Consider the following 23,643-nt stretch of genomic DNA (forward strand, 5'->3'; position numbering starts at 1 on the left):
CAAGGCATCAAGACCATCATCTATGGCGACGCGCCGATCTACCCGACAGAGCTGCGCAACGTACTGCTCAGGAACAACTACGGCGAGCTTCTCAAGACGGAGCTGCACCTGTGGTTGAAGGCCAGCGCCAATGACCCCAGCGCGCCCTGAAGAACATGTCCACGGAGACCCGGCCGCCCGGGTCCCTGCCCCTCCAAAAAAAGGAGCCGTCAGCATGACGCAAGCCAACGTAGCCAGTTTTCCAGAGACCAAGAGTCAAGACCTGCAAGCCTACGTCCTGGGCCTGATCTCAGTCGCGGCCTTTGCCATGACCCTGCCTGCGGCGAAAATGCTCGCAGGCGATCTGAGCGCCGTCCAGGTCGGGATCTTCCGTTCGGTGATCGCAGCCTTCGCCGCCATTCCCTTTTTGCTCATCGGCCGCGCCAGGTTTCCCAACCGCTCGCAGATCAAGCGCATGCTGCTGACCTCCACCGGAATCGTCTACGGCTTTCCGATCCTCACCGCGCTGGGCATGCAGTATGTACCCGTCAGCCACGGCGGCGTGGTCCTGGCCGCGCTGCCGCTGTCGACGGCGATCTTCGGCACCCTGATCACCGGCACCCGGCCCTCCAGGGCGTTCTGGGCGATCTCCAGCCTGGGCTTCCTGGTGGTCATGTCGTACACGGTGCTGAAGTCGAATGTTTCCGAGATCTACGTCGGTGACCTCGCCCTGCTCGGTGCCGTGGCGCTGGCCGGCTTCGGCTATGCCCAGGGCGGCGCGCTGTCCAAGGAACTGCCGGGTTGGCAGGTGATGTGCTGGACCCTGGTCATCAGCCTGCCGGTGCTGCTGCCGGCCAGCCTCTGGCTCTTCGACAGCCACACCATCGCCCGCCTGCCGGGCAGCGGGATCGCCGCTCTGCTGTTCCTGGCACTGGTCAACTCGCTGCTGGGCTTCTTTTCCTGGAACCGCGCCCTCGCACTCGGCGGCATCCAGCGCATCAGCCAACTGCAGCTGCTGCAACCGTTCTTCACCTTCGGTTTCTCGATCTGGCTGATGGGTGAGTCCTGGAACTGGCTGACACCATTGGTCTGCGCTATTGTGATCATCTTGGTATGGCTGTCCAAACGTACCTGAATCCCCGCCAGGTGGCCGAGCCGCCCTCATCCTTGAATGGAATCTCAAGCATGACTTCTTCGACATCTTTTTGTCAGAGCGGTGAATCGCAGCAGAAGGAGGCATTGCGGGATGAGCATGACGCCCATTTGGCCCACCCCTCCGCGCGGGAGGTCCTTGAACTGCTTGCCCCCAAGCCCGGCGAACTGCTCCTCGATGTCGGCTGCGGCGACGGCTACCTGAGCGAACAACTTCAACGCTGCGGAAATCAGGTAGTGGGGTTCGACAACGACCTCAGGCTGGTCGCGGCGGCCCGGTCCAGGGGGCTGGAGGTACGCCATGGCAATGCCGAGCAGCTGTACTTCTACCAGGAGTTCGACGCGGTCCTGAGCTATGACGCACTGCACTGGATGCAGCGCTCGGACCAGGTGGCCATCGGGATCTACGAAGCCCTGAAACCAGGGGGACGTTTTGTCGGCGAATTCGCTGGGGCCGGACACCAGAAAATCCTGCGGCGCACACTGCGCGATTCACTGGCGCGCAGATCCCTTGACTTCGAAGTCGCCGACCAGCTTTACCTGCCCACGGCCGGCGCCTATCAGCGGGTGCTGGAAAACGCGGGGTTCCATGTGAGCTCCATTCATTGGTTCGAACGCCCGGTGCCCCTTGATTGTTCGATTAGCCAATGGCTGCAGAGGTTCGGTGGCCGTTACCTGGCGCTGCTGCCGGTCGAATCGCAAGAAGCGTTTTTGAATGAAGTGAGCGAAGAGCTGGCCGCCGATTTCCTGGACAGTAACAATCAGTGGACGCTGGACTGCACATGCCTGCGGTTCAGAGCCGAGAAAAAGTGAGCGGGAGCTGTCCATGTCGACGAAAACCACTGGCTCCGCCCTGAAATCCTTTTATGCCGAGCCCACTGTGTGGCTGAGCGATGACGGCAGGCCGCTCTACTGGATCGAGAACATCAGGCTGACCATCAACGACTTGGAAGTGGATGACGAGCTGTGCATTCAGGATCTGCAAGACCATGATGAAGTCATCATCCTCGAAGGTACGCTCTTCTCCTATCAGAACCTGAGCGAAGTCATGAGCCTGGAACGCTACTTCAAACTCTGGCAGCGCAGCCTCGGCTCAGTCTTCCTGGGCGCCTTCATCCCCGAAGCCCAATATGAAAAGCTCAGTTCGATGATCGAAGCCGCCGGCGGCCAGATACTGCGCAGCACGACAAACGCCTGAGCCCGCGCGTTCAGGCATCGTGCCCGATGGGCAGCCGCGATGCGGCAAGACCGATATGCGCCTGGAGAAAGCGTTTGAATCCGGGATGATTGCAGTGACTGACATTGAAACGAATATGCTGATCATACTCGCCGGTATTGCTGAACAAGGAACCCGGCGCCAGCAATATGCCGGCGTGCTGGGCCTGTTCGACCAGGTTCGGGATATTCACATGCTCGGGCAAACGCCCCCAGAGAAACAGGCCATCGGCGCCGTGCTCGTCGAATACCACACCGACAGCCCCCAACCACTCCCGCGCCTTTGAGCGCTCCTGCATGACCCGCTGGCCCAGCGCATCCAGGTGATGCTGATAACGACCGGACTCCAGCGTGTAGGTCACAATGGTTTCGTCAATCGCCGACCCGCAGAGCAAGTCGTACATTTTCCGTTCCACCAGCCGCTCGACGAAGGCCATCGGCGACACCACGTAGCCCAGACGCAGCGCCGGGCTCAGGACCTTGCTGAAACCGCTGATATAGAAAGTCCTGTCGCAGCCGTCCAGGCTGGCGAGCCGGAGCGTCTGCCGGGACGAAAGCGCACCGAAAATATCATCTTCGATGATGTGAAAATCATACTGGCGGGCCAGCGACAGCAGCCTGAAGCCCTTTTCCGGAGACGTACTGCCGCCGGTGGGGTTGTGCACCAGCGTCTGGGTCAGGAACAGTTTCGGGCGATACTTGATCAGCATCGCCTCCATCGCCGCCAGGTCCGGACCGTCATCCAGGCGTGGCACCGTGATGATCTTGAAATCGCGCTCCTTGATCAGCTTCAGTTGCAGCAACAGGTAACTGGGATCCTCGACCAACAGGTAATCCCCGGGGCTCAAGAGAATACTGCGCAGCAGTGAAAAGGCATGGGTGGCGCCCATGGTGACCACGACCTGGCTGCTGGAGGCGTTGATATGGACCTCGCGCAGCTTGCGCGCCAGCACTGCACGCAGGTCCCGGCTGCCAGCCGCCGGCGCTGGAGTGCTGCAGGAAAGTGTGTTACGAATCAACCGGCCGGTCACCGACGCCGGGACCGCATCGGCGAGCCAGGCCGGCGGCAAGTAGCCGGAACTCACGGGGATCTCGTATTGCGTCGGATCCAGTGCACGAAAGAGAAAACTCGAGTGCTCACTGGACGGTGGCACCAATGTGTCCGTGTCCTTGAGCGCACCGACCAAATGGCAGGCCAGGATGAAATAGCCCGCCCCCGGACGCGACTCGATGATCTGCTGCGCCACCAGGTCTTCATAGGCACTGCTCACCGTGAAGACACTGACGCCCAGTTGTTTGGCCAGCGCCCGGACAGAAGGTAGCCGCCCGCCCTGGACCCACTGAAAGGATTCAATACGGGCAATGATGGCGTTTCTGATCTGGTCCACCAGCAGCGTCTTGCTGTTGCGGTCTATCTGAAACATGGCATTCCCTTGCTGAAACAGCCGCTGCCTGAAGGTGAGCGTCTCGATGGAACCGAAAGCAAGGGCAGTATCAGGTATCGATTTGTCCAGCTGCAAGCACTGTATCGGGGCACTGATACCGCCCAAGGACCAGACACCTTTCATGCCAGGAGCTGTCCAGTGAGTTCGATCTACCCTCAGCCCTGTCGCTCGCCTGGCGCCGCGTGCGCCGAGCCCTTCATGGAACGGGCCGGCGACGGCTTCGCACTGGGCGGTTTCGCCTGGCGTCACGACGACGCGGGCAGGACACGCCCCGTGGTGATCATCAACGCCGCGACCTCGGTGCGCTGCCGCCATTACTCGCGCTTTGCCGACTACCTGTTTGCCAATGGCATGGATGTCATCACCTACGATTATCGCGGCATCGGCGAATCGCGCCCGGCCACGCTGCGCGGGCTCAAGGCCTCCTGGACCGACTGGGGCGCGCTGGATTTCGAGGCCATGCTGCAACGGGCGACGCGCGAGCATCCCGGCCAGCCCATCGATGTGGTCGCCCACAGCTTCGGCGGTTGCGCGGTCGGGCTGGCGGCCTCGGGCCCGTTGATTCGCCGGGTGGTCACGGTCGGCGCGCAATTCGCCTACTGGCGCGACTATGCGCCTGCCAGCCGCTGGAAGATGTTCGGCAAGTGGCACCTGATCATGCCGCTGCTGACCGGCCTCTACGGCTATTTCCCCGGCAAGCGCCTCGGCTGGCTGGAAGACACCCCCGCCGGAGTGGTACGGGACTGGAGCACGCCGACCACCCGCTACGAAAAGCGCCCCAGTGCAAGCAAGCTGGCGGCATTGCCGTTTTCCCGGGTCAAGGCGCAAATCCTTGCAGTCAGCCTGACCGACGACCCGTTCGGGACCGTGGCCGCCATCGAACGGCTGCTGGCGTACTTCAGCGCCAGTGCTCGTACTCACCTGCGTATTGCGCCGGAAGATATCGATGAATCAGAGGTGGGGCATTTCGCTTTTTTCCGCAGTCAGTACCAGCAAAAGCTCTGGCCGATTGCGCTGCACTGGCTGGAGAACGGTGAACTACGGGCGGGAACGCCGGGGAAGATTGGAATTGCGGCGGCTCACGGAGGATAATTGCTCGCTTACCTCTTTGTGAAAGCACCCGAGCCCATGGCATCCCAGAACAAGCAAGACAAACGCGCGCAACGGGCGAAAGCCAAGGCCAAGCAGAACCGCACCCGCCGCGCCAGCGAGCCAGCCGAGACGCTGCCGGTGGACGACGACCGGATCGATTTCGCGTCGGTCGACCTGACGGATCTGTTCAAGAGAATGCGCGACGCCGAGCACGGCAGCCAGTTGGCCATGTGCAGCGTGTTCCTGGAGGACCCGCTGCTGGAACTGGTACTGGAGCAGGAAGGCGAGGAAGAAGCGACGGACTTTATCCTTTCGGCACTGATCGAATACCGCCAGTGGTCCACCGAAGCCACTGAAGAAGCGGCCCTGGCCTGGATCGAGAGCCCGGCCTTCCAGGCCGATTATGTGGCGGCCTCGCAGGCGCTACAGAAAGCCGCCGGCTAGCCGCCACAACGCCTCAGTTCAACACCACCCGCCCGGCTTTCTCGAGCCGGCGACGGCGCGCCACCAGCAAGCCGGCAGCCACCACCAGCACACTGAGCAAGCCCGTGGCGAGGATCTCGACGCGATGGGCTTCCTGGCACAACATCACCGCCAACACCGCGACGATGAACACAATCACCGCCCAGGTCAGCCCGGGGAACAGCCACATCTTGAAGGCGATCTTCTCGCCCTTGGCCATGCGCTGACGGCGCATGCGCAGCTGCGACACCGCGATCACCAGGTACACCAACAACGCAATGGCACCGGAGCTGGCCAACAGGAACTCGAACACCGCCGCCGGCGCGACATAGTTGGCGAACACCGCCAGGAAGGCCGCCGCCGTCGACAGCATCACCGCCCAGTAAGGCGTGCCGCTGTCATTGGTGCGCTTGGACACGGCCGGCGCATCGCCGCGCTTGCCGAGGGAAAAGAGCATCCGCGAAGCGGTATACAGCGCCGAGTTCAGGCAACTGGTCACTGCCACCAAGACCACCAGGTCAACGATCAGCTTGGCATTCGGAATGCCCATGCGATCCAGCACCACCTGATAGGAACCGACCGCCGCCAGGCTCGGGTCATTCCACGGCACCAGCGCGACCACGATAAAGATCGACACCAGGTAGAACAGGCCGATCCGCCAGATCACCGAGTTGGTGGCCTTGGAGATCTGCTTGCCCGGATCTTTCGATTCGGCCGCGGCAATGGTGACGATTTCCGTGCCCATGAACGAGAACATGGTGGTCAGCATCGCGGCCAATACCGCGCCCATGCCATTGGGCAAGAAGCCCACGGTGTCCACCAGATGCGACACACCGCTGACCTGGCTGGTCGGCAGCAAGCCAAAGATCGCCAGCACACCCAGCACGATAAAGGCGATGATCGCGATCACTTTGATCAGCGCGAACCAGAACTCGAACTCGCCGTAGTTCTTCACGCTGAACAGGTTGGTCGCAGTCAGCAGCAAGGTAATGATCAGGGTAAAGGCCCAGATCGCCACACTGGGGAACCAGGCATGCAGAATGGTTGCCGCGGCGTTGGCCTCCAACGGGATCACCAGCACCCAGAACCACCAGTACAGCCAGCCGATGGTGAAACCGGCCCAGTGCCCGATGGCACGGTCGGCGTAGGTCGAAAAGGAGCCGGTATCCGGCGAAGCCACGGCCATTTCGGCGAGCATGCGCATCACCAGCACCACCAGGGCCCCGGCGGCGGCGTAGGCCATCAGTACAGCGGGGCCGGCTTCGGCGATCGCGTGCCCGGAACCGACAAACAACCCGGCGCCGATCACCCCGGCAATCGACAGCATGGTCACATGCCGCGACTTGAGCCCTTGCTCCAGATTATTGGAATTATGCGTACTACTCATTGAGATTACCTTTGCAATGAAGAGCGCGCCCTACACATTGGAATGTGTGTCAAATGAATCCAACGGGGGCGTATTTTATTTTTTACGCAAAAATTGCGCCAAAATATTACATCGCCCCAGTTTCCGTGGCCTGGAAGCCCTGTCAGCGTGAAAACGTAACCCCTTGAGATTAATGGCTATTTGCCAAAGCGTTACCGAGGCACACAGATTTCCAGCGCGCTATCGCACCAGAAACACTCATAAAATAAAGTAACGCCCCATTTCAGGGCGCACCTATGCCCGCTCAGCGGGTTTACCCTTCCCAGCCCTGGCCAAAGCTGGCACCATCGCGCCTTTTTTTAAGCGACTGCCGAGTCAGGACGACGGATCAAACAGGCGTTCGGTTGTTGCCGGGGCGACAGACTGCTGTGCCGATGCGACAACCTGTCACCCATCCGTCCTGTAGCGGCTTTTCCCTATGCTAGCTTGGCGCTCGCCAGGAAGGCCGCCAATAGCAGGAGCACGACAGAACACCATGAGGACCGCACATGGCTGAGGCCACGCCCGCGCTTGAAATCCGCAACTTGCACAAACGCTACGGTGAGCTGGAGGTACTGAAAGGCATCTCGCTGACCGCCCGCGACGGTGATGTGATCTCGATCCTGGGCTCCTCCGGTTCCGGCAAGTCGACCTTCCTGCGTTGCATCAACCTGCTGGAGAACCCGCACCAGGGGCAGATCCTGGTCAATGGCGAGGAACTCAAGCTCAAGGCCGCGAAAAACGGCGAGCTGGTGGCCGCCGACGGCAAACAGATCAACCGCCTGCGCAGCGAAATCGGCTTTGTGTTCCAGAACTTCAACCTCTGGCCGCACATGAGCATCCTCGACAACATCATCGAGGCGCCACGGCGGGTGCTCGGGCAGAGCAAGGCCGAGGCCATCGAAGTGGCCGAAGCGCTGCTGGCCAAGGTCGGCATCGCCGACAAGCGCCATGCCTACCCGTCGCAACTGTCCGGCGGCCAGCAACAGCGCGCGGCCATCGCCCGGACCCTGGCCATGCAGCCCAAGGTCATCCTGTTCGACGAGCCGACCTCGGCCCTCGACCCGGAAATGGTCCAGGAAGTCCTCAACGTGATCCGCGCCCTGGCCGAAGAAGGCCGCACCATGCTGCTGGTCACCCACGAAATGGGCTTTGCCCGCCAGGTCTCCAGTGAAGTGGTGTTCCTGCACCAGGGCCTGGTGGAAGAACAAGGAACCCCGCAGCAGGTGTTCGACAACCCGCTGTCGGCGCGCTGCAAACAATTCATGTCCAGCAACCGCTAACGGAGCAACCCGCATGCAGACCTACAAAAAATTCCTCCTGGCCGCTGCCGTCTCCATGGCCTTCAGCGCCAGTGCCTTTGCCGAAACCCTGAAAATGGGCATCGAGGCCGCCTACCCACCGTTCAACAACAAGGATGCCAGCGGCCAGGTCGTGGGCTTCGACAAGGACATCGGCGACGCCCTGTGCGCCAGGATGAAGGTCGAGTGCACGGTGGTGACCTCCGACTGGGACGGGATCATTCCGGCCCTGCAGACCAAGAAGTTCGACTTCCTGATCTCCTCGATGTCGATCACCGAAGAGCGCAAGCAGGCGGTCGACTTCACCGACCCGTACTACTCCAACAAGCTGCAATTCATCGCGGCGAAGAAAGACGCCGAGTTCAAGACCGACAAGGCCTCGCTCAAGGGCAAGATCATCGGCGCGCAACGCGCGACCCTGGCCGGCAGCTGGCTGGATGACCATCTGGGCGACGACGTCACCATCAAGCTCTACGACACCCAGGAAAACGCCTACCTCGACCTGCAGGCCGGGCGCCTGGACGCCATCCTGGCGGACAAATACGTCAACTACGAATGGCTGAAGAGCGAAGCCGGCAAGCCTTACGAGTTCAAGGGCAACCCGGTGGAAGAGAGCGACAAGATCGGCATCGCCGTGCGCAAGAAGGACGACGCCCTGCGTGAGAGGCTGAACGCCGCGCTGAAAGAAATCATCGCCGACGGTACTTACAAGAAGATCAACGACAAGTACTTCCCGTTCAGCATCCTCTGACCTGCCCCGATGGCCGGCACCTCAACGCAAGGTGTCGGCTGTCCCTGGTAAAGCCTGCCTCTGCCCATGAATATCGACCTCTATGGATTCGGCCCGGCGCTCGCCGCCGGCGCGCTGATGACCGTCAAGCTTGCGCTCTGCGCCCTCTGCCTGGGACTGCTGCTCGGGCTGCTCGGCGCCTTGGCCAAGACCTCACCATACAAACCGCTGCAATGGCTGGGGGGCGCCTATTCGACCCTGGTTCGTGGCGTGCCGGAACTGCTCTGGGTGCTGTTGATGTATTACGGCAGCGTCAATTTGATGAGCGCACTGGGCGAGGCGTTCGGTAACCCCGAACTGGCCTTGAACCCGTTCGCCGCTGGGGTGATCGCCCTGGGCCTGTGCTTTGGCGCCTACGCCACGGAAGTGTTTCGCGGGGCGATCCTGGCGATTCCCAAGGGCCATCGGGAAGCGGGGGTGGCACTGGGCATGTCCAAGGTGCGGATCTTCGCCCGGCTGATCATGCCGCAGATGTGGCGCATCGCCCTGCCGGGCCTGGGCAACCTGTTCATGATCCTGATGAAGGACACCGCGCTGGTCTCGGTGATCAGCCTGGAAGAAATCATGCGCCAGGCGCAGAACGCCGTGCTGTTCAGCAAGCTGCCGTTCACCTTCTACCTGGTGGCGGCCTTTATGTACCTGGGCCTGACCGTCCTGGCCATGACCGGCATGCATTTCCTGGAAAAACGTGCCGCTCGCGGTTTTGTGAGGACCACATAATGGAATGGGAAGTCATCTTCAAATGGCTGCCGAAGTTTTTCCAGGGCGCGGTGCTGACCCTGGAACTGGTGGGCATCGCCGTGGTGCTGGGGTTGATCCTGGCGGTGCCGCTGGGCATCGCCCGGGCTTCGAAGCTCTGGTATGTGCGCTCCCTGCCCTACGCCTATATCTTCTTTTTCCGCGGGACGCCGCTGCTGGTGCAACTGTTCCTGGTGTATTACGGCCTGGCGCAGTTCGACGCGATACGTGACAGCTTCATGTGGCCTTATCTGCGCAATCCGTTCTGGTGCGCGACGGCGACCATGACCTTGCACACCACCGCGTATATCGCGGAAATCCTGCGGGGGGCGATCCAGGCCATCCCGCCGGGCGAGATCGAGGCGGCGCGGGCGCTGGGGATGTCGCGGGCCAAGGCGATGGTCTACATCATCCTGCCGCGCGCGGCGCGGATCGGCCTGCCGGCCTATAGCAACGAAGTGATCCTGATGCTCAAGGCCAGCTCGCTGGCGAGTACCGTGACCCTGCTGGAACTGACCGGCATGACCCGGACCATCATTGCGCGCAACTACCTGACGGTGGATATGTTCTTCACCGCGGGGGTGTTCTACCTGGTGATCTCGTTCCTGCTGGTGCAAGCGTTCAAGCAGGTGGAGCGCTGGATGCGGGTGGATGCCTGCCAGGGGCGGTGACTGGGTTGGCACAGGGGACTTGAAATCTCCTGCGCCCAGCCATGAAATTTTTGCTGGCCTCAAGGGCCTCTTCGCGGGCAAGCTCCGCTCCCACAGGGTTTTCAGTCGTGTTCAAGACTCAAGTACGACGCGAATACATTGTGGGAGCGGAGCTTGCCCGCGAAGACGCCAGCCCAGCCACCCCGGAACCCGCAGCATGCCCCCAATCCTCCAAGGCCCCGCCCTCAAAACCCGCTTCAAGGCCCTGGACGCATACCTCTCGGCACACCAACACCTGTGGCGCCCACGCCCATTCACCCACCTTCATCTGCCGTGGGAAAGCCAACACCCGGAACTCGCCACCTGGCTACGCCAACGCAGCCTCGACGACGCCGAGGCCAGCCACAACCACCCGGAACACCTCTCGGCCCCCGCGCCCTTCCCCGCGCTGGCGGCCGAGTCCGCGGCATTGGCGACCGTCGGAACCCTCCCCGACAGCGCACTGCCCCCGGCCAACCACCGCCTGAACGTCGATGTCCCAGGGCGTAAATGGCAACAGATCGAAGCCTTCGCCGCCCGCCTCGACTTCACCCAAGCGCCAAGCCACTGGCTCGACTGGTGTTCCGGCAAAGGCCACCTTGGCCGCCGCCTGCTGCAACCCGGCCAACAGCTGACCTGCCTGGAATACGACCCGGCCCTGATCGCCAGCGGCCAGCAGCTCAGCCAGCACCACCATCTGCCGGCCCAGCACCTGCAACAAGACGTCCTCGCCCCGGATGCCGCCGCCCATCTGAGCGCCGAACACACCCCGGTCGCCCTCCACGCCTGCGGCGACCTCCACGTACGCCTGATGCAACTGGCCAGCCACGCCGGCTGCCGGCAACTGGCGATCGCCCCCTGCTGCTACAACCGCATCAACGCCACGAACTACCAGCCTATATCCGCCGCCGCCCAGGCCTCGCCCCTGCATCTATCCCTGGACGACCTCGCCCTGCCCCTGAGCGAAACCGTCACCGCCGGTGCCCGGGTGCGGCGCCAACGCGACAGCTCCATGGCCCGACGCCTGGCCTTCGACCTGCTGCAACGCCGCCTGCGACAAACCGACGACTACCTGCCCACCCCTCCGCTGCCCAGCGCCTGGCTCGATAAACCTTTCGCCGACTACTGCCGCGACCTGGCCGCACTCAAGGAGTTATCCACAGTCGGCGAGCGGAATTGGTTGGAATTGGAAGCCGCGGGCTGGCAACGACTGGCACAAGTGCGCAACCTGGAACTGCTCCGCGGCTTGTTCCGCCGCCCGCTGGAACTCTGGCTGGTGCTCGACCGCGCACTGTTCCTCGAGGAGCAAGGCTATGCTGTGCGCCTGGGGTTATTTTGCGAAAGCCCGTTGACGCCGCGCAATCTTATGCTACTGGCAGAGCGCCATTAACCACCCTGGCGCGCAACACAGCCTGTGGATAAGTCTGTTGATGCTTTTCCCGCAGACACCCTGAAAACAACGCCTACAGAGCCAAAAGCTGACTGATCATTTTTTGCTCACAGAATAAAGCACCGGAAAAACAGATAGTTGCGGCGTGATGAGAACGCGTCCACAAAATTGCACTGCCAGCGCACCCACTATCGGTCACTTGTGCATAAGCCTTTTAGTCAACCGATATAACGCGCCTTTTTTCACATCCTGAAAACGCCACATCCCCTGTAGGAGCCGGCTTGCCGGCGATTGCGTCCGATCAGGCGAAGCAAGACTCACTGGCCTCATCGCCAGCAAACTGGCTCCTACCGGTTCTCGTCTCAACCTGAAGCCCCTTCAGCAACGCCTCCCGAGCGACCGCCAACCCTTGCTCAACCGCCTCACTACCACGCACCGAGCCTTCCAGATAGATAAACGTCAGCTGATGAATACCAATGGAACCAAGAATTGCCTTTAAATAAGGCGTGAGAAAGTCCGGCTGACGCGCCCGTTCGCCTTGGATAAAGCCTCCGGAACTGACCAGCACGAAGGTCGGGCGATCCTTGAGAAGGCCAAATTTCTCCCCCGCACTGTTCACCCCGAAGCTGCGCTGAATGCGCACCACATGATCGATCCACAGCTTCATCGCGGCGGGCAGCGTGAAATTGTGCAGCGGCGTGCACAGCACCAGCAGATCGCTGGTCTCAAGCTCGACGATCTGCCGCTCGGAGGCATGGATAGCCACGTTCTCCATACCGGCGACCGAGGTCACGGCCGTCGCGTAGTCGCTGCTCAAGGCGGGCAGCGGTTCGCCGCCCAACTGACGATGCATGACCGTACTGACGCCGGCCCAGTTGCCCAACACATCGGCCGCCAGGCGATAAACCCGGGCCGCCGTGCCATGGGGGCTGAAGTTCAACAACAAGGCGCGGCTCATAGCGTCGGCCCCGGATTCAGGTCCTGGGAAAAGTGCATGCCCTTGGCCAACAATCCCTGGCGGAAATAGAAGCGTTGCGCCAAAGGCATATGCATCCCGGTATCCAGCACCAGATAGCGATAACCCAAGGCCCGCGCATGACGACGCACTTCCTCCAGCAGCCCGGCGCCCAGCTCGCGACGCTGTTGCGAAGCCGTCACCACCAGGTCATCGACATAGACGAAGCGCCCATACAGGGTGTTCTCCGTCACCCGAAAGCCGGCCAGGCCGATCACCTGCCCATGCTCGCGCAGCGCCAGCAGGCGAAAGCCCTGCTCGCCCTGACGCAAGACCTGCTCGACGAAGGACTCCACATCGGACAGATGCGGGCGCAGCTCCTGCATCACGGCAAAACACTCACGGCACTGGGCTGGGCTTTCGACCAGTGCGTATTCGAGATCATTGGCCATGGGAGATTTCCTCCTGCTGACGCACACTGGCCGGCACCAGGCGAAAACTGACGCCGACGCGGTTTAGAGCGTTCATCAGGGCGACCGCCAGGGTCAGGTCGGCCACTTCCTTTTCGCCGAACACGGCGGACACGGCCTGGAAGTCCTCGTCGGGCACCTCGGTTTCGTGTACCCGGGTCACGCTTTCGGCCCAAGCCAGGGCGGCGCGTTCACGGCGATCGAATAATGCCCCGCCTTCGCGCCAGACCGGCACCAGCAGGACCTTGTCGAGGCTCACGCCGAGTTTGATCAGGTCGCGGGAATGCTGACTGATGCAGAAGGCGCAGCCATTGATCTGCGAAACCCGCAGGTACACAAGATCGATCAAATGCGCTTCGAGCCCGCAGCTTTGCAAATAGCTTTTAACGCCAAACAGCGCTTTGTAGCCCAGGGGCGCGGCGTCGAGATAATTGAGACGTTGAGTCATGGATGGCTCCCATTTGAGGTCGGTGGAATCATGGCCGGCAGTCTGCGGCGCGTTGGCATCGGCCAACAGGGCCAAGATCGAGCAAGCCGTTTGGGACATGAGCGCTGCTGATCCGCCCAGCCATGGGGTTAAACTGCGGCGGTTCTGCATGACCACGGAAAACGCCATGCCCATTGCCAAAGCCGCCACTGAACCGGGGTTGCCCAAATACCTGGTGGTCTATCGCCGTATTCGCAGCGCCATCGACGACGGCCAATTGCGGCCCGGTGACCGCGTGCCTTCGGTGCGTGCCCTGGCGGCTGAACTCAATCTGGCGCGGGGCACGGTCGAAACGGCTTATGAGCTGCTGATCAGCGAGGGCTACCTGACGGCGCGGGGGCAGGCCGGGACCGTCATTGCCCTTGATCTGCCGGTGACGGCGACTCCCAGTCCGCCAACGGCAAGCGCCGCGTCGAGCGAACAGGATCAACCGTTGCCCCTGCAAATGGGGCTGCCGGCGCTGGATGCGTTCCCGCGAAAACTCTGGAGCCGGCTGATCACCCAGCGCGCCCGGCAAACCGATATCGCCGGCCTGGGCTTCAGCGATCCGAGAGGCTACGCGCCGCTGCGCTCGGCCATTGCCACGTACCTGGGGTTGTATCGGGGGGTGCAGTGCACGCCGGACCAGGTGTTTATCTGCACCGGTTACAACGCCGTGCTCGAACTGGTCTGCGAAAGCCTGGAAATGACGGGTCAGGATTGCTGGTTCGAGGACCCGGGTTATGTGCATGCGCGGCAGATCCTGCTCAATCGTGGCGTAGAGCTGATACCGGTGCCAGTGGATGCCGATGGTTTGCGGGTGGAGCACGGTATTCGTCTGAGTCCGACGGCGCGGTTGGCGGTGGTCAGCCCGGCCCATCAGAGCCCGTTGGGCGTGGCCTTGAGCCCGGAGCGGCGGCGGGAACTGCTCGATTGGGCGCGGGGGCAGTCGAGCTGGGTATTGGAAGACGACTATGACAGCGAGTTTCGTTATAGAGGCCGGCCGTTGCCTGCACTGAAGAGCCAGGATGTGCATGACCGCGTGCTGTACGCCGGGACCTTCAGCAAGATGCTGTTTCCGGGATTGCGCCTGGCGTATCTGGTGGTGCCCCGGGAACAGGTCGAGCGCTTTGAACAGGTTGCCCGGCTGTGGCGCAATCGCTGCCCGGAACTGCTGCAGGCGACGGTCAGCGACTTTCTGAGCCAGGGGCACTTCACTCGGCATTTGAAGAAGATGCGTCAGCTGTACAGCGTGCGTCGGGCGTTGCTGGTCAAGGCGCTGGAAGAGCTGGGCGGCGGGATATTGAAGGTCGACCCGCAAGCTGGAGGGATCAATCTGCTGGTGCGGCTGTTGATTGGGGTGCCGGATTTCCGGATAGCCGAGCAGGCGCGGGTGGCGGGATTGTCGATTGAGCCGTTGTCGCGCTGGCAACTGCTGGGCGGAGAGGAAGGTGGGTTGTTGATGAGTTTTACCAACGTGGCGTCGGCCGAGCAGGCGGCTGAAATAGCGGGCCGGTTGCTGGCGGTGATCGCGGCGGCACGGGCGACGGATCAGGACAAGGCCCAAGGTTGTCGGTAGCGGCGGATCGCAAGAAAGCCGTCTTCGCAAAAATAGTCAAATATCAGGGGTTTACAGAACCTCGCCAATCGCTATAATCGTCGCCCTAACACGCCGGTATAGCTCAGTTGGTAGAGCAACTGACTTGTAATCAGTAGGTCCCGGGTTCGACTCCTGGTGCCGGCACCACATTAGGCTCCATTGCATTCCACCGAATGCTCTGGAAGCCCCGAAAACCCGCCCTTTGGCGGGTTTTTTCGTTCCAGGACCCTCTGTCGGGATCCAACAAAATCCCCCTTCCCCGAGGGTATGTTAGGGGTACTGCGATTTCCCGGTCAGGAGCGCGTACCCCTATGCCACGTCTAGCGATCCCCCTCAGCGACCTGCAATGCCGCACGGCCAAAACCCGCGAACGCGCCTACAAACTGTTCGACGGCGGCGGCATGTACCTATTCGTCAAACCCAATGGCGTGAAGACCTGGCGCTTAAAGTACACCAAGCCCAACGGCAAGGAAGGGACGCTCATCATCGGCAATTACCCCATAGTTACCCTTTCCGTCGCACGGCGTAAGCGAGACGAAGCCAAGGCGTTGCTGCTCGACAACCTCGACCCAATGGAAGAAAAGAAGAAGGCCAAGATCGTAGCCCAGCAGGCGGCACTGCTTTTCGAAACCGTCGCCCTGGAGTGGCACGCTGATATGTCCCGCCGCTGGACCGAAGGCCACGCAAAAACCGTAATGAGCCGACTGCGCACCCACGTCTTCCCACTGATCGGCCAACGACCTATCGCTGAACTCGATACCCACGACCTGCTAGAGATCACCCAGCGCATCAAGGAACGCGGCACCATGGATGTGGCGTTAAGGGTACAGAACTACTTATCCACCATCATGCGCGGGGCCAAAAGGGCTCGGCAGATCACCATGAATCCTGCACTGGATCTGGCAGGATCGATTCACGCGCCGCGCACAGTCCATCGCCCGGCCCTATCCCTCAACCGCCTACCCGAACTGCTACACCGTATCGACAACTACAACGGCCGCGAGCTGACACGCCTTGCCGTCCTACTCACGCTGCATGTATTCGTCCGCTCCAGCGAACTGCGCTTCGCGCGATGGAGTGAGTTCGACCTCCAACGCGCCATGTGGGAAATCCCCGATACACGCGCACCGATTGAAGGGGTACGCAACTCCACACGAGGGACCAAGATGAACGGCGACATTCAAATGGTCCCGCTGTCGCCGCAGGTCATCGAAATACTGGAGCGCCTGCGCAGCCTTAGTCGCTTTTCAGAGTTGGTGCTACCGGGCGACCACAAATACTGGAAGCCCATGTCCGAGAACACGGTGAACACCATGCTCCGCAACGCCGGCTATGACACGAGCAAGGACGTGTGCGGCCACGGCTTCAGGACCATGGCCTGTAGCGCACTGCTGGAGTCCGGGTTATGGACCGACGCAGCCATCGAAAGACAAATGAGCCACAAGGAACGCAACCGCGTGCGCGCCGCGTATATCCACAAAGCTGAATTTCTGGAGCAGCGCAGGCTGATCATGGCGTGGTGGAGCAACTACATCGACGCCAACCGCCATGGGCATGTGACACCCCACGAATTCGCTCACCCAGTCGGCGACAACATCACGACTCTACAAAATAGCCGTGGCGCATCCAAACGTGGGTAAGCCTGCGAGATCACCGTTGTCCGCCCTTCCACGCGGGTCCATCCAAGCGGGGCTGCAAAGCCGCCCTGCTTGGATGGACCTCACTTAAAAAATCTAAAGCCCACGCAACTGTCTGTGGAAAACCAATGATTTCCACCGGTGGATAATTTCATCCACAGCCACAGAATTCCCGCCAATTCGAGCCTTGACCCAAATTATCCACAGGCGTAGAAAAGATCGGGCAAAGCGCTGTCGTTGACAGCAATCCCAGGTAGCCCGAACCTTTGAGGCTACGCCACACAGTGGTGGTTCTCCCAAAGTGCGATTAGCGTCCGGCGGCTCGCACGGTCACAGCGATGTGATGGATGCCTACTTTTACCAGTGTGCCCACTGCGGCAACTCATTCCCTTTCATAGCTGCCCTGCAGCAACCTATCCGCTTGGCCATTTCCTTGCGCCAACCTGCGCCCGTCTCTTTCTTCCGGAAAGAGACGGGCGCCCCTACCGCTGCTGCAGCCCAACTCGTACAAGGCATTGCGGCATTTCCCCTCGTGACAATCGGCGTGACAAACACCGAAGTCACCAGCAACAGCGATGCAGATGATGGTGCCGCAGCCCAGGGAATGGACTGCACCTGACTGACAGTCAGACACGCCCCGGTCATCGCATCACTGCCTTCACCTAACTCAGGATCTCGCGGCGCTGGCCTCGTCAGCCAGTGCAGCCTCCACCCGCCCACTTCTTCGGAAGTGCTCAGGAGGCCAGATCATGAGATGCCCAAGCTCCCGGTCGTAAAGAGCCGTCAGTCCCGCGTTAGTGGACAACCCTCACTGGTCGCAGGGGCCTTGATCCCTGATAACACTCAACATTCTTGGCGGGATGACGTGGGGAAGGTTTTACAAGTTTGGCTTCGAGAGGAGTTTGGTCATGGGATTGGTCAGTAGAAGGAATGGACGTAATTTTGGCTATGGTCGGCAACTGAGTTATGCCGGGCCACAGGCGTTGCGCGATCTGTTTGGCTGCGGGCATTACGGGACCGTCAAAGCGCACAGTGATCGTTGGCAGGCATTCGTACACTGGTGCCGCTCAGACGATGGACCTGGACTCAACGATGCACGGCAGATAGATCGCCAGATCTTGCTGGACTACGCCGGACATCTGCGCCAACAAGTTGAACAAGGTGAGCTGGCCATCGCCACTGCGCAAAACCGGTTGTCCAGTGTGAATCGGACCATGGCCGCGCTTCGCGGTGATCAGTATGTGAAAGTGCCGAGCCCGAGCAAGGCGCTGGGAATGCGGCGCACCAGTATTCGTCGTTCAGCGCCGCAAGGCCAAGACCGCGAACAGGTGAGGCGGATCGTAGAGGTGCTTTGCGAACACCAGCAGCCGCGCGCTGCGGCCATCGCTCAGTTAGCACGAGCCACCGGCATGCGCTTGCGCGAGGCGATTTTGGCCGACCTTCCCCGTCTAAAACGAGAAGCCAAGCAATTCGGCAAGATCAACATCCAGGACGGCACCAAAGGTGGACGCGGCGGCGCAACCGCGCCTCGTTGGATCACGGTGGATGACCATATTCGCGAAGCGCTCAGGTACGCCGAACAGGTATCTCCCGACGGTAGCCGCAACCTGCTTGCACCGGACGAAAGATACCTCGATTTCCAACAGCGAATCGTTCGCCCCGCACGGGAGATCCTCCATAAGCACAACCTCAAAGGTTTCCACGAATTGCGGGCAGCCTATGCGTGCAAACGCTATGAGCAAATCACCCATCATCTCGCCCCTATCAACGGTGGCAGTTGCTACCAAATCGATCGACACCTTGATCGCGAGGCCAGAGTAAAAATCAGCTACGAACTGGGGCACGGTCGTATCGAAGTGGTCTCGGCTTACATCGGTAGCCGAGCATGAGCAAGGGATTCGATATGGAATTGTTCCTGGCTGGCGTCCTGACCGGGTCGTATACCACGCGCAAGCGTCATCTTCGCCAAGCGAGGGTCATTCAAGCGACGATCTCTGATCGCTGGCGCCGAGATAATCCATGGACCTGGCAACGAAAACATCTCGTGTGGTTCCTAAATCAGCAAGTGAACCAACGCGCCGAATCGACGCGCTATTACTATCTGCTGACCATGCATTTGCTCACTCTTCGCTTAGGAAAATCCTGGCAGTTCAAACCTTAAGCACATGTCAGCAATAGGTCTAGGCTGTGTCTGTGAAATCAATTGCAAATTAGAGCGGGTGAGCCTTGCTTAGCCATTAGCGCTTTTCGCAGAGCGCGGAACCATTGCCTCAATATGCTTTAACGATCATAATAATTCATGGCATATGGCTATCAACGCTCATTTCGAGAAATTTCAACAGGGAGTTCGAATGAAACAAGAAAATGGTATTGAAGAACGATTTATAGCACTTGATGATAATTCGAACGTCGAAACTCTACACTCGCTATTCAAAACGATCTGCATTTTTCTTGAATTAAATCCAGCCACCCCTCAAGTTTCTTTTCTTGACCAAAACAACAATAACACTACAAAGAAGCATGTAGCCTCTTACCTACTTCGAGTACTTAGCGGTAACTCTAAATTACTATGGGATGACAACTCCACAAGACACAAAGTCATTACCATTTTTAATGATGTCTTATGCAATCAGATATATAAGATATTAAAAATAGATGAAAAAAATAGCAGCCACGAGATATTTGCAGGGCTTCAGACTATTCACGCGAATACAATTGGTGAGTTCGATAAAATAAAAGTATCTATTGTGAGCATGGAGACCGCTATAAATGCTCGCAGAGGCTACATAAAACTTATTAGCAGTCCGCTCACGACAATATTTTCTGAAAGTCAGATATACGATCAGTCGCTAGTATCTAAAGAGCGTATAAACGAATTTTTTAATGCTATAGAGCAATATTCACAAGCTGACCGGGTTAATGCCCTTTCCGCTTTCACAAGACTTGAAGAGATATATCGTAGCTACATTATTGACATACAAAGGCACGGATCAAATATTTATGTTGCCACCATGATTGAAAACATTCTAGAGTCTGCCTTTATGACGGCTCAAATTGATTTTAATCATAGCGGATTGCAAAAGCCCGTAGTTCTTTCTCTGAAAGCATCTGAGCGAAAGTATCCTCTTCATGCAGTTGGTGAATCCTTTCCAATTAAAGTCTACCTTTATAACTCTGGTCCTGGAGTCGCTTTTGACACCACAATTAACATACTAGAATCAGATGTTGGTCTAGAAGTCGAAAGTGATGAGCTTTCTCTAGGCACTGTAGATGCTGGTCGCCACGAATTTATAATAAAAACGCACTCCGTAGTCGGAGGTACAAAAATCCCAAAAATCTTAGGCATATTGTCATGGGCTGATTATAAAGGAAAACGAATTGAGGTGGACTTTGAAATTGACGTTGTCCCTCAAAACGGAACTTTAAACTGGGATGAAATAAAAAGACAACAGCCTTATAGCCTAGAGTCGGTAGATAGCGAAGCAGATCTAGTAGGACGCAAAGACCTTCTTGAGAATATTTCATCAAAGCTATCCCTACGAAAAGGTGAGTCGTCAATTATTTATGGCCAAAAAAGAGTTGGCAAGACATCACTCGCACGAACCATTCAGCATAAATTTGAAGGAAAAGATAATCACGCTACTGTTTTTATCGAGACTGGTAGCCTGGACAAGACATCTCCAAGCAATTTCATCAACACTCTTGGCAAAAAAATAACTAAGAACCTAAGACGGGTGTTTTCGGTTGAAATTGATGACAGTGCATTTGCATCTTCTCTATACCCTCTAGTCTCATACATCGAAGACATAGTGACAGCAAACAAAGATGCTCGAATAATAATCATCCTAGACGAATTTGACGAAATTCCATCACAACTGTATCCATATACAGAAGAAGGTAATTCTTTTTTTCATAACTTAAGAAGTTTAAGTGGTGAAAGTGGTGAGGGCCGCGTCTCCTTGATACTTGTTGGTGGGGAGAACATGAGCGTGATTATGCAAAGCACGGACAAACTTAACAAATTTGACGCATCAAATGTCGGCTACTTTAACAAATCCGAATACTGGGAAGACTTTAAGGAACTTGTAACCGCCCCTGTCCGAGGGGTATTGGAGTACAGCGATGAAGCTATTCTCAAGCTTTATGAAGTGACAGAGGGCAACCCCTTTTATACAAAATTCGTCGCCAAGACCCTTTACAAAAAAATGTGCGACCGACGCTGCTCTTTCATATCGGTTGACGAAATGGAGGACGCGATTCACGATACAATCGTTAACATGGAGGCTATTAACTTAAATCACTTCTGGAGTGATGGAATAAGAGTTGAGGACACTGAGCGCAGAGACACTATAGAAACCCAGCGACGAAGACTGTTAATAGCATTTGCTGATAAATTACGCGAAAATAATTCAGTAGAAAAAACCTCTATCGTTAGCGACTTATCTCTTTCTGGAATTCCATCAAAAGAGATACTTGAAAGTTTTATAAGCCGCAATATTATCGTCGAGGAGGAAGGCCTGCTAAGGATAAAGCCAAGGCTTTTCGAACGATGGCTTACGGAAAAAGGCGTGTATAACCTGAGAGCTTCATTCGCGGATGAAGATGCTCAGACTGCATTTAATGCGAAAGAAAGTGCGGCGTATATATCTGAAAGTGAAATCATCACGCTTAGCGACAAGTGGGAGCATTATCGAGGAGCTAAAATTAGCCCGTCACATATCCGCGCATGGCTGGATCAATTTGAAAATAACATTGAGCGCCGCATGGCATTTAAATTACTTTTGAATTTGGATTTCTATGGTGAATCTAAGATTAGAGAAAAACTGAAAATCGTCCATGACATCGTTAGGCGTGAGGTCGTACACACTGTCAAAGCGGGTGAGCGCGTTCGTAAGGATATTTTGGTCAGCGCATTTGGCGCCTTATCCAAGAGCGGGCCGACATACATTAGAATGTATGCAACGGAGAACGGCATTACCGCTCATAGCATAAAAGCCTACAACGAGTTGCAAAAAAGTATTCTGGGCGATGAAAATATTAAGGCCCTAGTATTTATCGATGACATGGTCGCATCTGGGGGTACCGTGATTGGTCACTTAGATCAATTAAACCTCGACCTTGGTGAGATTCTGGGCGAAAGAGAAATACTGGTAGTTGTGGGCGTAATTTGCGGAACAGGCGATGGAATTGAGAACTGTCAAAACCACATTGACAATAGCAACTTTCCATTCAAAATTGTACTCAGGGTATGCGATGTTATTGACGGCGGACATAAGGCATTCACAGCTGAGTCGAAAATTTTTGAAGACCATGAAATTACCAAAGCTCTTTCAATGGCGAGAAAATATGGTGCCAGAATAAACAATAGGCATCCTCTCGGATACCATGATGGCCAACTGCTAATTGTATTTAAGGATAATTGTCCAAATAATTCGCTACCTATTATTTGGGGTAGTGCGAACGATCCAAAATGGACCCCGCTTTTCAAAAGAAACTAGAGGCATATTTATGGATGCGTTGCTAACAATGTGGTTTTTAATGTAGGCTAAGGAATTATTACTTTCAGTAATGCATAGTGTTTCAACGGCGCCAAGACTTGGCGCCTGAGGTATTTCAAACCCAGCCGTAAAAATTGCAGCGAGCATCAAGACTTATTAACCTAATGCGCCAGTGATCAGATAGAGACTGAGACATCCTCGGCAAAAGGACTTTGAGGCGATTGAAGATCCTGTCACGGAAGGTACACGCTAGGTACTCGGCCCGATTTCTCCTCCGGCTCAGCAGCACCCGCTGCTCATAGCAGCAGGACCGCACGCCATATGCAACGCCCATCAATCCCCTTAGCGACCTGCAAAACGCACGGCCAAATTCCGCGATCGGAGGTTGCCGAATGCTGGTAAAGAGTGCTGATAAGCTATGAATTCCGGGTTCGACTCCACTGAACGCCATAACTAGCTGATTTATTTATAGTTACTAGATGGGGTACGCCGAAATTTCCAGCGAACTCCAGATGCCCGAAAAACCTAGCCGCCCCGAAACATACCGTTCGTCTGGTGCCGGCACCATACAAAACAAGGCCTCGCAGCGATGCGGGGCTTTTGTTTATCTGCTGAACGTAACAAACGACGTAATAAGTGCTCTTGACCACTCCCTCCTGACACCGCCCTCACGAAACATCTTTCCACAATCCCTGCGTTGACCCTCCTTTTCAGCTATCTATCATGCCGCTCTACACAGCCGACAGCCTTGATTCGCGCAGGGCGCTGTTCATGGGGCAGCCCAAATGACAGACGAAAAATGCGAGCCCGAAATATTGCTTCTTCAGAAACGAAAAAACCCACCAAAAAGGCAGGTTTCTTCGTTGTTTCATATGTCCTCGGGGGGAGGCTTGCGCCCGCGTTTCCCGTGGCTCGTGAAAAAACTATAAGGATCGAAGCCTGTCATGTCAACGCAGATTGCCGATATTGTCAGATGCGCCTTGTCACCCGCTCGCATGGCGACCTATGAAGCCATAGCGCCCGACGCCGACGCGGCTTTGGCGTTGTACGCCTGGAATGCGCAGATTTGCGGAGCATTGCTACCTCCCCTGCATATCTGCGAGGTGGTCGTGCGCAACGCCGTAGCGGATGCGTTCGAGGCAACTCACGGCGCCAGATGGCCATGGAACCTCGGCTTCGAGCGCAGCCTCCCGCGCCAACTCAGCCCTGGCTATAACGCCTTGGGTGACCTGCAAGCAGTACGGAACAAAGTAAAGACGACAGGACAAGTCATCGCCGAGCTCAAATTCGTCTTTTGGGAAAAGACGTTCACCAGCAGGCATGACAGCAGGATATGGGAGCCACAGTTGATGCGTGTAC

20 protein-coding genes, 1 tRNA gene and 1 pseudogene are annotated in these 23,643 nt (G+C 57.7%); 17 read left to right on the forward strand and 5 right to left on the reverse strand.

Features of this window, described 5'->3' with window-relative positions; all coding sequences use genetic code 11:
- The first annotated feature begins 214 nt into the window (after positions 1–214).
- The 3 genes from M5B99_RS28215 to M5B99_RS28225 are packed head-to-tail and all read left to right on the forward strand — an operon-like array spanning position 215 to position 2,329.
- Complete coding sequence (locus M5B99_RS28215; RefSeq protein ID WP_248807195.1) at positions 215–1,114, forward strand: DMT family transporter; 900 nt, start codon at positions 215–217, stop codon at positions 1,112–1,114.
- Positions 1,115–1,164: 50 nt separating this feature from the next.
- Positions 1,165–1,944 (forward strand): class I SAM-dependent methyltransferase, encoded by a 780-nt coding sequence (locus M5B99_RS28220; RefSeq protein WP_248807201.1) that lies wholly within the window; start codon positions 1,165–1,167, stop codon positions 1,942–1,944.
- A gap of 13 nt (positions 1,945–1,957) precedes the next feature.
- Positions 1,958–2,329 (forward strand): hypothetical protein, encoded by a 372-nt coding sequence (locus M5B99_RS28225; protein WP_248807205.1) that lies wholly within the window; start codon positions 1,958–1,960, stop codon positions 2,327–2,329.
- 10 nt (positions 2,330–2,339) lie between these two features.
- Here the strand turns inward: M5B99_RS28225 and M5B99_RS28230 are convergent, their stop codons facing one another.
- On the reverse strand, positions 2,340–3,770 hold the full coding sequence (locus tag M5B99_RS28230; RefSeq protein ID WP_248807207.1) for a PLP-dependent aminotransferase family protein: 1,431 nt from the start codon (positions 3,768–3,770) through the stop codon (positions 2,340–2,342).
- Positions 3,771–3,989: 219 nt separating this feature from the next.
- On the opposite strand from M5B99_RS28230, the gene M5B99_RS28235 reads away from it, so the two are divergent.
- Together M5B99_RS28235 and M5B99_RS28240 are read left to right on the forward strand one after the other, a co-directional pair.
- Positions 3,990–4,883: an alpha/beta fold hydrolase gene (locus M5B99_RS28235; RefSeq protein WP_248807245.1), complete on the forward strand. Its 894-nt coding sequence runs from the start codon at positions 3,990–3,992 to the stop codon at positions 4,881–4,883.
- A gap of 36 nt (positions 4,884–4,919) precedes the next feature.
- Positions 4,920–5,327 carry a hypothetical protein gene (locus tag M5B99_RS28240; protein ID WP_100944060.1) on the forward strand — a complete coding sequence of 136 codons (408 nt, stop codon included), beginning with the start codon at positions 4,920–4,922 and terminating at the stop codon, positions 5,325–5,327.
- A 13-nt stretch (positions 5,328–5,340) separates the two neighbouring features.
- On the opposite strand, the gene gabP is transcribed toward M5B99_RS28240, so the two are convergent.
- The gene (gene gabP, locus M5B99_RS28245) at positions 5,341–6,732 is read right to left on the reverse strand and encodes a GABA permease (protein WP_248807215.1); all 1,392 of its coding nucleotides are present in this window, start codon (positions 6,730–6,732) and stop codon (positions 5,341–5,343) included.
- 527 nt (positions 6,733–7,259) lie between these two features.
- Between gabP and M5B99_RS28250 the strand changes: the two genes are divergently transcribed.
- From M5B99_RS28250 to M5B99_RS28270, 5 genes are all read left to right on the forward strand, one after another.
- Positions 7,260–8,033 carry an ABC transporter ATP-binding protein gene (locus M5B99_RS28250; protein ID WP_100943963.1) on the forward strand — a complete coding sequence of 258 codons (774 nt, stop codon included), beginning with the start codon at positions 7,260–7,262 and terminating at the stop codon, positions 8,031–8,033.
- 13 nt (positions 8,034–8,046) lie between these two features.
- On the forward strand, positions 8,047–8,802 hold the full coding sequence (locus M5B99_RS28255) for an ABC transporter substrate-binding protein (RefSeq protein ID WP_248807217.1): 756 nt from the start codon (positions 8,047–8,049) through the stop codon (positions 8,800–8,802).
- Positions 8,803–8,868: 66 nt separating this feature from the next.
- Positions 8,869–9,561, forward strand: coding sequence for an ABC transporter permease (locus M5B99_RS28260; protein WP_248807219.1), 693 nt, complete (start codon positions 8,869–8,871; stop codon positions 9,559–9,561).
- The gene (locus M5B99_RS28265; RefSeq protein ID WP_218226012.1) at positions 9,561–10,250 is read left to right on the forward strand and encodes an ABC transporter permease; all 690 of its coding nucleotides are present in this window, start codon (positions 9,561–9,563) and stop codon (positions 10,248–10,250) included. Before M5B99_RS28260 ends, M5B99_RS28265 begins: the two co-directional genes overlap by 1 nt.
- 196 nt (positions 10,251–10,446) lie before the next feature.
- The gene (locus M5B99_RS28270) at positions 10,447–11,658 is read left to right on the forward strand and encodes a methyltransferase (RefSeq protein WP_248807221.1); all 1,212 of its coding nucleotides are present in this window, start codon (positions 10,447–10,449) and stop codon (positions 11,656–11,658) included.
- Positions 11,659–11,959: 301 nt separating this feature from the next.
- Here the strand turns inward: M5B99_RS28270 and M5B99_RS28275 are convergent, their stop codons facing one another.
- Genes M5B99_RS28275 through M5B99_RS28285 form a run of 3 tightly spaced genes read right to left on the reverse strand, consistent with a single transcriptional unit; the run spans position 11,960 to position 13,531 of the window.
- Entirely contained in the window at positions 11,960–12,616 is a 657-nt protein-coding gene (locus M5B99_RS28275) for an FMN-dependent NADH-azoreductase (RefSeq protein WP_248807223.1), read from the reverse strand.
- Entirely contained in the window at positions 12,613–13,065 is a 453-nt protein-coding gene (locus M5B99_RS28280) for a GNAT family N-acetyltransferase (protein ID WP_248807225.1), read from the reverse strand. Before M5B99_RS28280 ends, M5B99_RS28275 begins: the two co-directional genes overlap by 4 nt.
- Positions 13,055–13,531: a carboxymuconolactone decarboxylase family protein gene (locus M5B99_RS28285; protein WP_248807227.1), complete on the reverse strand. Its 477-nt coding sequence runs from the start codon at positions 13,529–13,531 to the stop codon at positions 13,055–13,057. Before M5B99_RS28285 ends, M5B99_RS28280 begins: the two co-directional genes overlap by 11 nt.
- Positions 13,532–13,697: 166 nt before the next feature.
- Between M5B99_RS28285 and M5B99_RS28290 the strand changes: the two genes are divergently transcribed.
- The 7 genes and pseudogenes from M5B99_RS28290 to M5B99_RS28320 all read left to right on the forward strand — a co-directional run.
- Entirely contained in the window at positions 13,698–15,128 is a 1,431-nt protein-coding gene (locus M5B99_RS28290; RefSeq protein ID WP_248807229.1) for a PLP-dependent aminotransferase family protein, read from the forward strand.
- Positions 15,129–15,220: 92 nt separating this feature from the next.
- Positions 15,221–15,296: transfer RNA gene (locus M5B99_RS28295), tRNA-Thr, on the forward strand.
- A 164-nt stretch (positions 15,297–15,460) separates the two neighbouring features.
- A complete protein-coding gene (locus M5B99_RS28300; protein ID WP_248807231.1) occupies positions 15,461–16,789 on the forward strand; it encodes a tyrosine-type recombinase/integrase in 1,329 nt (442 codons plus the stop codon).
- Positions 16,790–17,694: 905 nt separating this feature from the next.
- Positions 17,695–18,675 (forward strand): integrase domain-containing protein, encoded by a 981-nt coding sequence (locus tag M5B99_RS28305; RefSeq protein WP_248807239.1) that lies wholly within the window; start codon positions 17,695–17,697, stop codon positions 18,673–18,675.
- On the forward strand, positions 18,672–18,947 hold the full coding sequence (locus tag M5B99_RS28310; RefSeq protein WP_248807241.1) for a hypothetical protein: 276 nt from the start codon (positions 18,672–18,674) through the stop codon (positions 18,945–18,947). Before M5B99_RS28305 ends, M5B99_RS28310 begins: the two co-directional genes overlap by 4 nt.
- 190 nt (positions 18,948–19,137) lie before the next feature.
- Complete coding sequence (locus tag M5B99_RS28315) at positions 19,138–22,284, forward strand: AAA family ATPase (RefSeq protein WP_248807243.1); 3,147 nt, start codon at positions 19,138–19,140, stop codon at positions 22,282–22,284.
- Between the two features lie 944 nt (positions 22,285–23,228).
- Positions 23,229–23,643: pseudogene (locus M5B99_RS28320) on the forward strand (hypothetical protein); the annotation flags it as partial.

The sequence above is a fragment of the Pseudomonas sp. MWU13-2100 genome (assembly GCF_023242365.1).
GTDB lineage: Bacteria > Pseudomonadota > Gammaproteobacteria > Pseudomonadales > Pseudomonadaceae > Aquipseudomonas.